At 70.5% G+C, this 13,646-nt stretch carries 12 protein-coding genes; 10 read left to right on the top strand and 2 right to left on the bottom strand.

Going from position 1 to position 13,646, the window contains the following annotated elements; translation table 11 throughout:
• Nucleotides 1-12 precede the first annotated feature (12 nt).
• From murD to KBC94_RS18855, 10 genes are all read left to right on the top strand, one after another.
• Nucleotides 13-1,782 (top strand): UDP-N-acetylmuramoyl-L-alanine--D-glutamate ligase, encoded by a 1,770-nt coding sequence (murD, locus tag KBC94_RS18900; protein ID WP_294373460.1) that lies wholly within the window; start codon nucleotides 13-15, stop codon nucleotides 1,780-1,782.
• A gap of 160 nt (nucleotides 1,783-1,942) precedes the next feature.
• Nucleotides 1,943-3,148, top strand: coding sequence for a putative lipid II flippase FtsW (gene ftsW / locus KBC94_RS18895; protein ID WP_294373700.1), 1,206 nt, complete (start codon nucleotides 1,943-1,945; stop codon nucleotides 3,146-3,148).
• Nucleotides 3,145-4,215, top strand: a complete 1,071-nt coding sequence (murG, locus tag KBC94_RS18890) for an undecaprenyldiphospho-muramoylpentapeptide beta-N-acetylglucosaminyltransferase (RefSeq protein ID WP_294373457.1) — start codon at nucleotides 3,145-3,147, stop codon at nucleotides 4,213-4,215. Before ftsW ends, murG begins: the two co-directional genes overlap by 4 nt.
• A complete protein-coding gene (murC, locus tag KBC94_RS18885) occupies nucleotides 4,212-5,627 on the top strand; it encodes a UDP-N-acetylmuramate--L-alanine ligase (RefSeq protein ID WP_294373455.1) in 1,416 nt (471 codons plus the stop codon). Before murG ends, murC begins: the two co-directional genes overlap by 4 nt.
• Nucleotides 5,624-6,625 (top strand): D-alanine--D-alanine ligase, encoded by a 1,002-nt coding sequence (locus KBC94_RS18880; protein ID WP_294373450.1) that lies wholly within the window; start codon nucleotides 5,624-5,626, stop codon nucleotides 6,623-6,625. Before murC ends, KBC94_RS18880 begins: the two co-directional genes overlap by 4 nt.
• Before the next feature lie 3 nt (nucleotides 6,626-6,628).
• The gene (locus KBC94_RS18875) at nucleotides 6,629-7,429 is read left to right on the top strand and encodes a cell division protein FtsQ/DivIB (protein ID WP_294373447.1); all 801 of its coding nucleotides are present in this window, start codon (nucleotides 6,629-6,631) and stop codon (nucleotides 7,427-7,429) included.
• Nucleotides 7,430-7,485: 56 nt separating this feature from the next.
• Entirely contained in the window at nucleotides 7,486-8,715 is a 1,230-nt protein-coding gene (ftsA, locus tag KBC94_RS18870; protein WP_017759904.1) for a cell division protein FtsA, read from the top strand.
• Between the two features lie 166 nt (nucleotides 8,716-8,881).
• A complete protein-coding gene (ftsZ, locus tag KBC94_RS18865; protein WP_043117752.1) occupies nucleotides 8,882-10,102 on the top strand; it encodes a cell division protein FtsZ in 1,221 nt (406 codons plus the stop codon).
• Between the two features lie 308 nt (nucleotides 10,103-10,410).
• Entirely contained in the window at nucleotides 10,411-11,334 is a 924-nt protein-coding gene (lpxC, locus tag KBC94_RS18860) for a UDP-3-O-acyl-N-acetylglucosamine deacetylase (protein WP_294373443.1), read from the top strand.
• 18 nt (nucleotides 11,335-11,352) lie between these two features.
• The gene (locus tag KBC94_RS18855; RefSeq protein ID WP_017759907.1) at nucleotides 11,353-11,529 is read left to right on the top strand and encodes a hypothetical protein; all 177 of its coding nucleotides are present in this window, start codon (nucleotides 11,353-11,355) and stop codon (nucleotides 11,527-11,529) included.
• A 31-nt stretch (nucleotides 11,530-11,560) separates the two neighbouring features.
• Here KBC94_RS18855 and KBC94_RS18850 read toward each other — a convergent pair whose 3' ends face one another.
• Both KBC94_RS18850 and KBC94_RS18845 read right to left on the bottom strand, forming a co-directional pair.
• Nucleotides 11,561-12,622, bottom strand: a complete 1,062-nt coding sequence (locus tag KBC94_RS18850) for a maleylacetate reductase (RefSeq protein ID WP_294373440.1) — start codon at nucleotides 12,620-12,622, stop codon at nucleotides 11,561-11,563.
• A complete protein-coding gene (locus tag KBC94_RS18845; RefSeq protein WP_294373439.1) occupies nucleotides 12,619-13,632 on the bottom strand; it encodes a tripartite tricarboxylate transporter substrate binding protein in 1,014 nt (337 codons plus the stop codon). Before KBC94_RS18845 ends, KBC94_RS18850 begins: the two co-directional genes overlap by 4 nt.
• Nucleotides 13,633-13,646: the final 14 nt, after the last annotated feature.

Raw genomic sequence — 13,646 nt, 5'->3', positions numbered from 1 at the left:
GCCGGGACGACCATGAAGCATCTCGCCGACCTGCATGTGCTGATCCTGGGCCTGGGCGCCTCGGGCCTGGCCATGGCGCGCTGGTGCGCCCGCCATGGTGCGCATGTCACGGTGGCCGACACGCGCGAGGCGCCGCCGCAACTGGCCACGCTGGCCGCCGAGCTGCCGCAGGTGCGCTTCGTCGGTGGGCCGCTCACGGCCGCGCTGGTCGAGGGGCAGCCGGTGCGCGCCGTCTACCGCTCGCCGGGCCTGGCGCCTGCCACCATTGCGCCCGTGATCGACGCGGCGCGCGCCATCGGACTGCCGGTGGGCGGCGAGCTGGACCTGTTCGCGCAGGCGCTGGCCGACCTGCGGCTGCCACCGGAGGCAGCGCCCGGCGAAGACGCCATCGTGGAAGATGCCGCGCCCGATGTGCCCGGCGATGCCGAGGCATCCGCTGCCGTGCCCGCGTCCTCCACCGACGCGGCAGAGGCCGTCGCGGACGTCGCCGCTGAGCCCCTCGGCGACGGCGAAGCCGCGGTCTTGCCCTCGGCAGTGGCGTCCGACGATGCCGCCGCGGAGGAGGAGCCGACCGACGAGGCGCCCGCCCCCCTGCCCATCGCCCCGCCCCCCGCGCCCGAGCCCGGCTACCGCCCCGCCGTGCTGGCCATCACCGGCACCAACGGCAAGACCACGGTGACCTCGCTCACCGGCCAGCTGGTCGAGCGCGCCGGCAAGACCGTGGCCGTGGCCGGCAACATCGGCCCCTCGCTGCTGGATACGCTGTCCGAACGCATGGATGCCGACGCCCTGCCGCAGGTGTGGGTGCTGGAGCTTTCCAGCTTCCAGCTCGATGGCGTGCAGGGCTTCGAGCCCACTGCCGCCGCGGTGCTCAACGTCACCCAGGACCACCTGGACTGGCATGGCGGCATGGAGGCGTATGCCGCCGCCAAGGCGCGCATCTTCGGCCAGACCGGCCTCATGGTGCTCAACCGCGACGACGTCCGTGTGATGGGCATGCTGCCGGCGCCAGTCAAGGTCCGGCTGCAGCGGCCGCAGCTGCGCGCCCATGTGACCTTCGGCGCCGACCTGCCGCAGCGTCCGGGCGACTACGGCATCGAGCGCGTCAACGGCCTGGCCTGGCTGGTGCGCGCGCACGAGGCCGACGAGACCCTCAAGCGGCGCCGCGGCGCCGCGGCGCAGGAAGAGATCCACCTGCAGCGCCTGATGCCCGCCGATGCGCTGCGCATCCGTGGCCAGCACAACGCGCTGAACGCCCTGGCCGCCCTGGCGCTGGCCAGCGCCGCCGGCTGCGCGCTGGCGCCCATGCTCTACGGCCTGCGCGAATACCGTGGCGAGCCGCACCGCGTGGAGCCCATCGCCATCGTGGACGAGGTCGAATACTTCGACGACAGCAAGGGCACCAACGTCGGTGCCACTGCCGCTGCACTGTCGGGCCTGGGCCTGGAGCGCAAGCTGGTCGTCATCCTGGGCGGCGACGGCAAGGGCCAGGACTTCTCGCCGCTGGCGCCGCTGGTGCGCCAGTACGTGCGCGCCGTGGTGCTGATCGGCCGCGACGGCCCGGCCGTCGGCGAGGCCCTGGCCGAGACCGGCGTGCCGCTGCTCGCCGCCGCCACGCTGCCCGAGGCCGTCGGCCTCTGCGCCGACCAGGCCCAGCCCGGCGACGCTGTGCTGCTGTCGCCCGCCTGCGCCAGCCTGGACATGTTCCGCGACTATGCGCACCGGGCGGACGTGTTCCGCGAGGCGGTCGAGGCGCTGGCCGACGAGGAGTCCTACGAATGAGCGCCGCCCGGCCGTTCCGCAGGCGCTCGCATCCGCAGTGCGCAGCACGGAGGATTCCAGAATGAGCGCCCGCCTGCCCGCCGCCACGCCCAACGAGGGCGGCAGCCGCTTCTTCGGCTGGTTCCGCCGTGCCGCCAAGAGCGGCATGGATGCCCTGCCCATGCACCTGCCGGTGCGCCTGGGTGGCGCCGACATCGCCCAGACCCGCGCCGCGCCGGTGCGTGTGGCCGGCTTCGACCAGCCGCTGGTGTGGGTCACCATCGCGCTGCTGATGTGGGGCCTGGTGATGGTGTTCTCGGCCTCCATCGCCATGGGCGACAACCCGCGCTTCAACCGCGTCGGCGGCTACAGCGAGTCCTATCACCTGATCCGCCACGCCATCTCGCTGGTGTTCGCCTTTGTCGCTGGCCTGATCGCCTTCCAGGTGCCCATGCGTACCTGGGAGCGCACGGCGCCGTGGCTCTTCGTGGTGGCACTGCTGCTGCTGGTGGTGGTGCTGATCCCGCACGTCGGCATCAACGTCAACGGCGCGCGCCGCTGGCTCCCGCTGGGCTTCATGCGCTTCCAGCCCTCCGAGCTGGCCAAGCTGGCCATGGTCTTCTATGCGGCCAGCTACATGGTGCGCAAGATGGAGATCAAGGAGCGCTTCTTCCGCGCCGTGCTGCCCATGGGCGTGGCCGTCGTGGTGGTGGGCATGCTGCTGCTGGCCGAACCCGACATGGGCGCCTTCATGGTGATCGCCATCATCGCCATGGGCATCCTGTTCCTGGGTGGCGTGAACGCGCGCATGTTCTTCCTGATCGCCATGCTGGTGGTCGTGGCCTTTGCCACCATGGTGGCGGCCAGCCCGTGGCGGCGCGAGCGCATCTTTGCCTACCTCGACCCGTTCAGCGAGGAGCATGCGCTGGGCAAGGGCTACCAGCTCTCGCATTCGCTGATCGCCATCGGCCGCGGCGAGATCTTCGGCGTCGGCCTGGGTGGCAGCGTCGAGAAGCTGCACTGGCTGCCTGAGGCGCACACCGACTTCCTGCTGGCCGTGATCGGCGAGGAGCTGGGTCTCGTCGGCGTGCTGGTGGCCATCGCGCTCTTCCTCTGGCTCACGCGCCGCATCATGCACATCGGCCGCCAGGCCATCGCGCTGGACCGCGTCTTCGCCGGCCTGGCCGCGCAGGGCGTGGGCGTGTGGATGGGCTTCCAGACCTTCATCAACATGGGCGTGAACCTGGGTGCGTTGCCCACCAAGGGCCTGACGCTTCCGCTGATGAGCTTCGGCGGCTCGGCCATCCTGATGAACGTGGTGGCGCTGGCGGTGGTGCTGCGCGTCGATTATGAGAACCGGGTTTTGATGCGCGGAGGCCGCGTATGACCGGCGCCCGCACCGCGCTCGTCATGGCCGGCGGCACCGGTGGTCACATCTTCCCGGGCCTGGCCGTGGCGGAAGAGCTGCGCGCCCGCGGCTGGCGGGTGCACTGGCTGGGTGCGCCCGGCAGCATGGAAGAGCGTCTGGTGCCGCCGCGCGGCTTTGCCTTCGAGCCGATCCAGTTCGGTGGCGTGCGCGGCAAGGGCCCCCTCACGCTGGCGCTGCTGCCGGCGCGGCTGCTGCGCGCCTTCTGGCAGAGCTTCCAGGCCGTGGGCCGCGTCCAGCCCGACGTGGTGGTCGGTCTGGGCGGCTACATCAGCTTTCCGGGCGGCATGATGGGCGTGCTGCGTGGCCGTCCGCTGGTGCTGCACGAGCAGAACTCCGTGGCCGGCCTAGTCAACCGCGTCCTGGCGCGCATCGCCGACCGCTGCTTCAGCGCCTTCCCCGACGTGCTGCCGAATGCCGCCTGGGTGGGCAACCCGCTGCGCGAGCCCTTCCTGTCGCAGGCCGCGCCGGCCGAGCGCTTCGCAGGCCGCAGCGGCCCGCTCAAGCTGCTGGTGGTGGGCGGCAGCCTCGGTGCCAAGGCACTGAACACCGTGGTGCCGCAGGCGCTGTCGCGCATCGCGCCGGCCGAGCGGCCCGTCGTGCTGCACCAGAGCGGCGAGAAACAGATCGACGAGCTGCGCGCCAACTACGCCGCCGCCGGCGTCGAGGCCGAGCTGGTGCCCTTCATCGACAACACGGCCGAGGCCTTCGCCGCGGCCGACCTCATCGTGGCGCGTGCCGGCGCCAGCACCGTGACCGAGATCGCCGCGGTCGGAGCCGCCGCGCTCTTCGTTCCCTTTCCCTTCGCGGTCGACGACCACCAGACCACCAACGCCCGCTTCCTGGCGGACGCCGGCGGCGCCTGGCTGGTGCAGCAGACCGATCTGACACCTGAACTCTTGTCCGACCTGATCCAGAAAACGACGCGTGCCGAGCTGCTCGAGCGCGCGCAGCGCGCATACGCGATGCGCAAGACCGATGCCGTGGCCCAGGTGGCCCTGGCCTGCGAGGAGCTGGTCAAGCCATGAAGCACGCGATCCGCCACATCCATTTCGTCGGCCTGGGTGGCTCGGGCATGAGCGGCATCGCCGAGGTGCTGTTCAACCTGGGCTACGGCGTCTCTGGCTCGGACCTGGCCGACAGCGCCACGCTGCGCCGCTTGGGCGGCCTGGGTATCCGCACCTTCGTGGGCCACGACGCCGCCAATATCACCGGTGCCGATGCCGTGGTCACGTCCACCGCTGTGCAGGCCGACAACCCCGAGGTGATAGCCGCCCGCGCGAAGAAGATTCCGGTGGTGCCGCGGGCGCTCATGCTGGCCGAGTTGATGCGCCTGCGCAGCGGCATCGCCATTGCCGGCACCCATGGCAAGACCACCACCACCAGCCTGGCTGCCAGCGTGCTGGCGACGGCGGGGCTGGACCCGACCTTCGTGATCGGCGGACGCCTGAACAGCGCCGGCGCCAATGCACGGCTGGGTCAGGGCGAGTACATCGTGGTCGAGGCCGACGAGTCCGACGCCTCCTTCCTCAACCTGCTGCCCGTGATGGCGGTCGTCACCAACATCGACGCCGACCACATGGACACCTACGGCCACGACTTCGGCCGGCTGCAGAAGGCCTTCGTCGACTTCCTGCACCGCATGCCCTTCTACGGCACGGCCATCCTGTGCGTGGACGACCCGGCCATCCGCCAGATCCTGCCGCAGGTGACCTGCCCCGTGACCAGCTACGGCTTCAGCGAGGACGCGCAGGTGCGCGCCATCGACGTGCGGGCCGTGGGCGCGCAGATGCACTTCACCGCCCAGCGCCGCAACGGCGTGGTGCTGCCCGACCTGCCGGTGGTGCTCAACCTGCCGGGCGAGCACAACGTGCGCAATGCCCTGTCGGTGATCGCCATCGCGGTCGAGCTGGGCCTGCCCGACGAGGCGGTGCAGCGCGGACTGGCCGAGTTCAAGGGCGTGGGCCGGCGCTTCCAGCGCTATGGCGAAGTGGCTGCCGCGACCGGCGGGCGCTTCACGCTGATCGACGACTACGGCCATCATCCGGTGGAGATGGCCGCCACCATCGCGGCCGCGCGCGGCGCCTTCCCGGGACGGCGGCTGGTGCTGGCCTTCCAGCCCCATCGCTTCACCCGCACGCGGGACTGCTTCGAGGATTTCATCAAGGTGCTCGGCGGTGCCGACGCGGTGCTGCTGACCGAGGTCTATGCCGCTGGCGAGGCACCCATCGTGGCCGCCGACGGCCGCAGCCTGGCGCGGGCGCTTCGCGTCGCCGGCAAGGTCGAGCCGGTGTTCGTCGACGACGTGCGGGCACTGCCGCAGGCAGTGCTGGACAACGCCCGCGACGGCGACGTGGTGCTGTGCATGGGTGCCGGGTCCATCGGTGCCGTGGCGGGTCAGGTGGTGGAGCGCGCTCAGCAACAAGGACAGCCTGCATGAACCCGCAGTTCGCCTTTCCCCCGTTGCCCGATGTGGCCGCCATGGGCAAGGTCGCCGTGCTCTTCGGCGGCCGCTCGGCCGAGCGCGAGGTGTCGCTGATGTCCGGCTCCGGCGTGCTGCAGGCGCTGCGTTCGCTGGGCGTGGATGCGCATGCCTTCGATCCCGCCGAGCGCGAACTGGCCGAGCTGCGCCACGAAGGCTTCGACCGCTGCTTCATCGCGCTGCATGGCCGCCACGGCGAGGACGGCACGGTGCAGGGCGCGCTCGAGCTCTTGGGCATTCCCTACACCGGCTCGGGCGTGATGGCCTCCAGCGTGGCCATGGACAAGACCATGACCAAGCGCGTGTGGCTGGCCGAGGGCCTGCCCACGCCGCGCCATGTCCTGCTGCAGGCCGACGGCCAGGCGCGCGAGCGGGTGCGCGAGGTGCCCGACACCCTGGGCCTGCCGCTGATCGTCAAGCCGCCGCACGAAGGCTCGTCCATCGGCGTCACCAAGGTGCAGGGCTATTCGCAGATGCAGGAGGCCGTGCAGCTGGCCGCGCGCTACGCCCCCGAGGTGCTGTGCGAGGAATTCATCGACGGCGACGAGCTGACCTGCGCCGTGCTCGGCACGGGCGCCGGCGCCGTCGCGCTGCCGGTGATCCGCATCGCCGCGCCCGAAGGCGCCTACGACTACCAGAACAAGTACTTCACCGACGACGTGAAGTACCACTGCCCCGCCGGCCTGCCCGATGCGCTGGAGGCGCAGGTGCGCCAGCTGGCCATCGCCGCCTACCGCAGCCTGGGCTGCCGCGGCTGGGGCCGGGCCGACTTCATGGTGCGTGCGCGCGACCACCAGCCCTTCCTGCTGGAGATGAACACCTCGCCCGGCATGACCAGCCATTCGCTGGTGCCGATGGCCGCGCGCGCCGCGGGCCTGAGCTACGAGCAGCTGTGCCTGCGCATCCTGGCCCAGGCGGCGCTGGACACCCGGCCCGTCCCGAAGGAAGGTGCCTGACCCATGGCCGACGGCATCGCAGTCCCGCTGGACGTGCGCCTCATGAACCTCACGGCGACCGTCCTGTACGCGCTGTGCGGGCTGATGCTGCTCGCCGCCGGCGGCTGGTGGGTGCTGCGCCAGCCCTTCCTGCCGCTGGGCGTGATCCGTGTGGACGGCGACGTGACGCACAACAACCCGATCACCCTGCGGGCCAACGTCGCGCCGCAGCTGGCCGGCAACTTCTTCACGGTCGACCTGCAGCGCGCCCGCGTGGCCTTCGAGTCGGTGCCCTGGGTGCGCAAGGCCGTGGTGCGGCGCGAGTTCCCGAACGCGCTGCGCGCCACGCTCACCGAGCATGTGCCGGCCGCGCTGTGGGGCGCCGAGGACGAGTCCCGCATGATCAACACCTACGGCGAGGTCTTCGAGGCCAACACCGACGAGGCCGGCGACGACCTGCCGCGGCTGGAAGGCCCCGATGACCAGGCCAGCCAGGTGCTGGGCATGTACCGCGAGCTGGCTCCGGCCTTCGACGGCAGCGGCCTGAAGCTCACCGAGCTGCGGCTGTCCACCCGCGGTGGCTGGCAGGCGGTGCTCGACTCCGGCGCCACCGTGGAGATCGGCCGCGGCACGCCCGAGGAGGTGGTGGCGCGCGTGCGGCGCTTCCTGCTCAGCGCCCGCCATGTGGCCGCCCAGTACGGCCGCAGCATCGAATCCATCGAAAGCGCCGACCTGCGCCATGCCGACGCCTATGCGGTGCGCATCCGCGGCGTCACCACCGTCTCGGCCGATGCACCTGCCGCCGCCGCGGCCCGGCGGCGCTAGGTCCGACGTACAGACAGACAGAACGAACGAGAGCCCCGAGGGAACACTCACACATCATGGCCAAAGACTACAAGGACCTGGTCGTCGGACTCGACATCGGCACCGCCAAGGTGATGGCGGTGGTGGCCGAGGTGCTGCCGGGCGGCGAGCTCAAGCTCGCCGGCCTGGGCGTGGCACCGTCCAACGGCCTCAAGCGCGGCGTGGTGGTCAACATCGACGCCACTGTGCAGAGCATCCAGCAGGCGCTCAAGGAAGCGGAGCTGATGGCCGACTGCAAGATCGGCCGCGTCTACACCGGCATCACCGGCAGCCACATCCGCGGCATCAACTCCAGCGGCATGGTGGCCGTGAAGGACCGCGAGGTCAGCACCACGGACGTGGCCCGCGTGGTGGAGACGGCGCGCGCCATCAACATCTCCAGCGACCAGCGCCTGCTGCTGGTGGAGCCGCAGGAATTCGTGATCGACGGCCAGGACGTGAAGGAGCCGATCGGCATGAGCGGCATGCGCCTGGAGGCCAAGGTGCACATCGTCACCGGCGCCCAGAGCGCGGCCGAGAACATCATCAAGTGCGTGCGCCGCTGCGGCCTGGAGGTGGACCAGCTGATGCTGAACCCGCTGGCGTCCAGCCTGGCGGTGCTGACCGAGGACGAGCGCGAACTGGGCGTGTGCCTGGTGGACATCGGCGCCGGCACCACCGACGTGGCCATCTTCACCAACGGCGCGATCCGCCACACGGCCGTGATCCCGATCGCCGGCGACCTGATCACCAGCGACATCGCCATGGCGCTGCGCACGCCGACCAAGGACGCCGAGGACATCAAGGTCGAGAACGGCTTCGCCAAGCAGCTGCTGGCCGACCCCGAGACGCAGGTCGAGGTGCCCGGCCTGGGCGACCGCGGCCCGCGCATGCTGAGCAAGCAGGCCCTGGCCGGCGTGATCGAGCCGCGCGTGGAAGAGATCTTCCAGCTCGTGCAGCAGGTGGTGCGCGAGTCGGGCTACGAGGAAGTGCTCTCGTCCGGCGTGGTGCTCACCGGTGGCAGCGCCGTCATGCCGGGCATGGTCGAGCTGGGCGAGGACATCTTCCTCAAGCCGGTGCGCCGCGGCATTCCCAAGTACGCCAGCGCCCTGTCGGACATGGTGGCCCAGCCGCGTGCCGCCACCGTCATGGGCCTGCTCGAAGAAGCCCGTCATGCACGCATGCGCGGCTACAAGGTCGCGCAAAAAAATGGTTCAGTGAAGACGGCTTTCGGCCGATTCAAGGATTTCATCGTGGGGAATTTCTGATGCGCCACGCAGCACCTCGGCTCCACCTCATCCATTTCAACGAGCGATGGCGGCGTACGGGGCCGCCGCCACCGCAGGAAGCCTCGACCTCTTCCTCCACCACCACGCCCCAGACAACAACAGCAACGTCAGTCAAGCAGCAACTGCAAGGATCCAGGAGTTCATGATGCCCATCGAAATGATCGAAGTCGAAGAGTTCAACCAAGGCACGCAGATCAAGGTGATCGGTGTCGGCGGCGGCGGCGGCAATGCCGTCTCCCACATGATGGAGCGGGGCGTCCAGGGGGTGCAGTTCGTCTGCGCCAACACCGACGCCCAGGCCCTCAACCGCTGCGGCGCGCCCAAGCTGATCCAGCTGGGCAACAACGGCCTGGGTGCCGGCGGCAAGCCCGACAAGGGCCGCGAGGCGGCCGAGGCGGCGGTGGACGAGATCCGTACCGCCATCGACGGCGCCCACATGCTGTTCATCACCGCCGGCATGGGCGGCGGCACCGGCACCGGCGCGGCGCCCGTCATCGCCCGCGTGGCCAAGGAGATGGGCATCCTCACCGTCGGCGTGGTCACCAAGCCCTTCGACTGGGAAGGCGGCAAGCGCATGAACAACGCCGAGTCGGGCCTGTCCGAACTCGAGGCGAATGTCGACTCGTTGATCGTCATCCTGAACGAGAAGCTGCTCGAAGTGCTGGGCGACGAGGTGACGCAGGCCGAGGCCTTCGCGCATGCCAACGACGTGCTGAAGAACGCCGTCGGCGGTATCTCGGAAATCATCAACGAGTACGGCGGCGTGAACGTCGACTTCGAGGACGTGCGCACCGTGATGGGCGAGCCCGGCAAGGCCATGATGGGCACCGCCTCGGCCAACGGCCCGGACCGCGCCCGCATCGCCGCCGAGCAGGCCGTGGCCTGCCCGCTGCTGGAAGGCATCGACCTGTCCGGCGCCAAGGGCGTGCTGGTGCTGGTGACGGCCTCGAAGGCCTCGCTGAAGCTGTCGGAGTCGAAGCTGGCGATGAACACCATCCGCGCCTACGCCTCGCCCGAGGCCAACGTGATCTACGGCGCCGCCTACGACGACAGCCTGGGCGACGACATGCGCGTCACGGTGGTGGCCACCGGCCTGTCGCGCCCGGCCGCCGGCCGTGGCCAGCCCGAGCTGCAGGTCATCCGCACCGGCACCGACAACGTGGCCTTCCAGGTCCCGACGCTGGGCGGCGCGCTGGCCAACGGCGTGGCCGCCGGCGCGGCCGGCCAGGCCAAGTACGACGGCATGGCGGTGCCCAGCGTGTGGCGCACGAACCGCACGATGGCTGCTGCCAAGGTGGATGCGCTGTCTTCTGGCGGCATGGACGATTTCGAGATCCCCGCCTTCCTCCGCCGCCAAGCTGACTGACGGCGCATCGGGCTACTGCGCGGCCCGATCTCGCATCTGTGCTTCTCGCCGTACCTGAGTACGGCTGCGATGCTCGATGCGACCTCGGACCGCTCGCTACGCCCGCTGCACCATCAGTCGTCCTGTGCTCGACTGAAGGCACCGGCAGCCTGCGGCTGCGGTGCAAACCCGACGCCATGTGTCGAGCGACGCATGGCGCTTCGTTGCGTCTGCATCTGCGGCAGGGCACTTACGCCTCCTTACGGCTATCACGGTCATAGGCCGAAGAGTGGGGTTGGCGCGGGGTGGCCAAAATTACAATCCGCGCCGTGCTGCAACAACGAACCCTCAAGTCCATCACCCGCGCCGTGGGCGTCGGCCTGCACAGCGGACAGCGCGTGGAGCTGACGCTGCGGCCCGCGCCGGCGGACACGGGCATCGTGTTCCGGCGGGTGGATCTGCCCGAGCCGGTGGACATCCCCATGCGGGCCGAGTCGGTGACCGACACCCGCCTGGCGTCCACGGTTTCCACCGGCGGCGCCAAGGTGCAGACGGTGGAGCACATCATGTCGGCCTGCGCCGGCCTGGGGCTGGACAACCTCTACATCGACATCACGGCCGACGAGGTGCCGATCCTCGACGGCTCGGCATCGTCCTTTGTCTTCCTGCTGCAGAGCGCGGGCATCGAACTGCAGAAGGCGCCGCGCCGCTTCATCCGCGTACTGCGGCCCGTGGAGGTGCGCGAGGGTGAGGGCGACAACCTCAAGTGGGCCCGGCTGGAGCCCTACCACGGCTTCAAACTGAGCTTCGAGATCGACTTCGACCACCGCGTGGTCAATGCCACCGGCCAGCGCTACGAGTTCGACCTGAGCGTGGGCCAGTACGCCCGCGACATCGCCCGCGCGCGTACCTTCGGCTTCACCAAGGAAGTCGAGTACATGCGCAGCAAGGGCCTGGCCCTGGGCGGCGGGCTGGACAACGCCATCGTCATGGACGACCACAAGGTGCTCAATGCCGGCGGCCTTCGCTACGACGACGAGTTCGTCAAGCACAAGATCCTGGACGCCATGGGTGACCTCTACATCGTCGGCAAGCCCCTGCTGGCGGCCTACAGCGCTTTCCGCTCGGGCCATGCGCTCAACAACAAGCTGCTGCGCGAACTGCTGGCCCACTCCGATGCCTACGAGATCGTGACCTTCGAGGACACGCGCCAGGCCCCGCACGGCTTCGGCGAGATCGCCCGCGCCTGGTAAGGCGCACGTCCCGTTCGCATGCTGCTCTTTCGCTGGGTCATCCTTCTCCTGCTGCTGGTGGCGGGTGTGTGCTTCGCCTTCTATGCGGCCACCGGCCAGATGCGCTATCGGCGCCTGGGCTGGATCGTCTTCAAGTGGACCTTCCTGGCGGCGCTCGGCTTCTTTGCCGTGCTGATCGCCGAGCGGCTGGCCTGAGCGGCGGCAGCAGGGCCGCAGCCGCCCGGCCTCACGCCGACGGCGGCATGCCCTCGTAGGCGTTCTGCAGCAGCCGGCGCAGGGCGGCGGCCTCCAGCGGACGGGGGTTGGGGTACTGGTTCTGCATCGCCAGCGCGCAGGCGCGGTCCAGGTCCTCTTCGCGCAGGCCGATCTCCTTCAGTGCCACCGGGGCGCCGTGCCGCCGCGCCAGTTCGTGCAGCGCTCGTGGTGCGTTCTCCGCCCCAAGGGCCCGGGCGATGCGGGCCATGGCCACCGGTGCGGCCGGCGCGTTGTAGGCCAGCGCATGCGGCAGCACGATGGTGTGTGTCTCGGCATGCGGCAGGTTGAAGCTGCCGCCCAGCGTGTGGCACAGCTTGTGGTGCAGGGCCATGGCGACGCTGCCCAACACGGCGCCGCACAGCCAGGCGCCGTAGAGGGCATCGGCGCGGGCCTGTTGATCGCCGCTGTCGGCATGGATGGCCGGCAGGGCGCGGCCCAGCGCGGCCAGGCCTTCCTCGGCCATCAGCTGCGTCACCGGGTTGGCGTCGTCGGCATACAGGCCCTCGGCCGCATGGGCCATGGCATTGATGCCGCTGACCATCGACAGGCCCACGGGCAGGCCCAGGCTGAGCTGCGGGTCGTAGATCACGGTGCGCGGCAGCACGCGCGGGTCGCGGCCGGTGCGCTTCACGCCTTCGTCGGTCAGGCCGTAGATGGGCGTCATCTCCGAGCCGGCATAGGTGGTGGGCACGGCCAGGATCGGCAGGCCCGAATCCAGTGCGATGGCCTTGCCCAGACCGATGGTGGAGCCGCCCCCCACCGCCACCGCGCAATCGGCGCCCAGGCGCTGCGCCACGGCGCGGGCCTCGCGTGCGGCGGCCATGGGCACATGCATGACCGCGCCGTCGAACACGCCCGCGGCCCGCTCACCGAGCAGGTCGGCCACCTGTTCCGCCTGGGCCCGCTGCGGGGGCGTGCACAGCACCAGCGCCTTGCGCGCGCCCAGGGCCTCGACCTCCGCCGCGACCTGCGCCAGCGTGCCGGCGCCGAACAGCACGCGCTGCGCCCGGCTCTCGTAGACGAAGGGCTTCATTCGGCGACGATGTTGCGGGCCTTGATCAGGCGGCCCCAGCGTTCGCTCTCGCTGCGAACGAGCTGGTTCATGGCTTCGCGCGAGCCGGCCACCACCTCGAAGCCGCCATCGGCCAGGCGCTTGGCCACCTCGGGCTGGCGCAGCGTCGCGGTCACGTCGGCCGCCAGGCGGTCGAGCACCGGCGCCGGCACCTTGGCGGGCGCCACCATGCCGACCCAGGAATAGACCTCGAAGCCCTTGTAGCGCTCGGCCACGGCCGGCACGTCGGGCAGGGCCGCGCTTCGCTGCGGCGAGGTCACGGCCAGGGCGCGCAGCTTGCCGCTCTGCACCTGCGGCAGCACCAGCGGCAGGCTGGCGATCATCGAATCCACGTGGCCGCCCATCAGGTCGGTCATGGCTGGGCCGCCGCCCTTGAAGGGCACGTGCGTGCCCCTGCCGCCGGCGGTCTCCAGGAAGAGCTCGGCCGACAGGTGGTTGGAGCTGCCGGCCCCCACCGAGGCATAGGAGACGCCGTTGCCGGCCTTGGCAGCTGCCACGTAGTCCTGCAGCGTCCGGTAGGGCGAACTGGCCGGCACCACCAGCACCATGGGCGAACGGGCGATGTAGGCCACGCCGGTGAGGTCGCGCTCGGTGGAATAGGTCAGCCGGGGATAGATGTGCTGCTCGGTGGCGTAGGAGTCGAACACCATCGCCACCGTGTGGCCGTCGGGCGGTGCCTTGGCCACCAGCGCCATGCCGATGGTGCCGCCGGCACCGCCGCGGTCGTCGACGATCACCTGCTGGCCCAGGCGGGCGGCCAGCGGCTCCTGGATCTGGCGCGCCACCTTGTCGACCGTGCCGCCGGCCGCGAAGGGCACGACGATGGTCACGAGGCGCGAGGGGAAGGCCGCCTGCGCCACCGCGGTGCCGGCCGCCAGAAGGCCCAGGCCGAGGCCAATGCCGAGTGAAAGGCCCTGGCCGATCAGCCTGCGGCGGGAGGCGCCGCCGCGCGTTGTCTCTTGCTGGAACATGGTCGATTCCTGGT

The sequence above is a fragment of the Pseudacidovorax sp. genome (genome assembly GCF_017991995.1).
In the GTDB taxonomy this organism is placed as follows: Bacteria; Pseudomonadota; Gammaproteobacteria; order Burkholderiales; family Burkholderiaceae_C; genus Xenophilus.
This window is presented reverse-complemented; position numbering and strand designations above follow the sequence as displayed.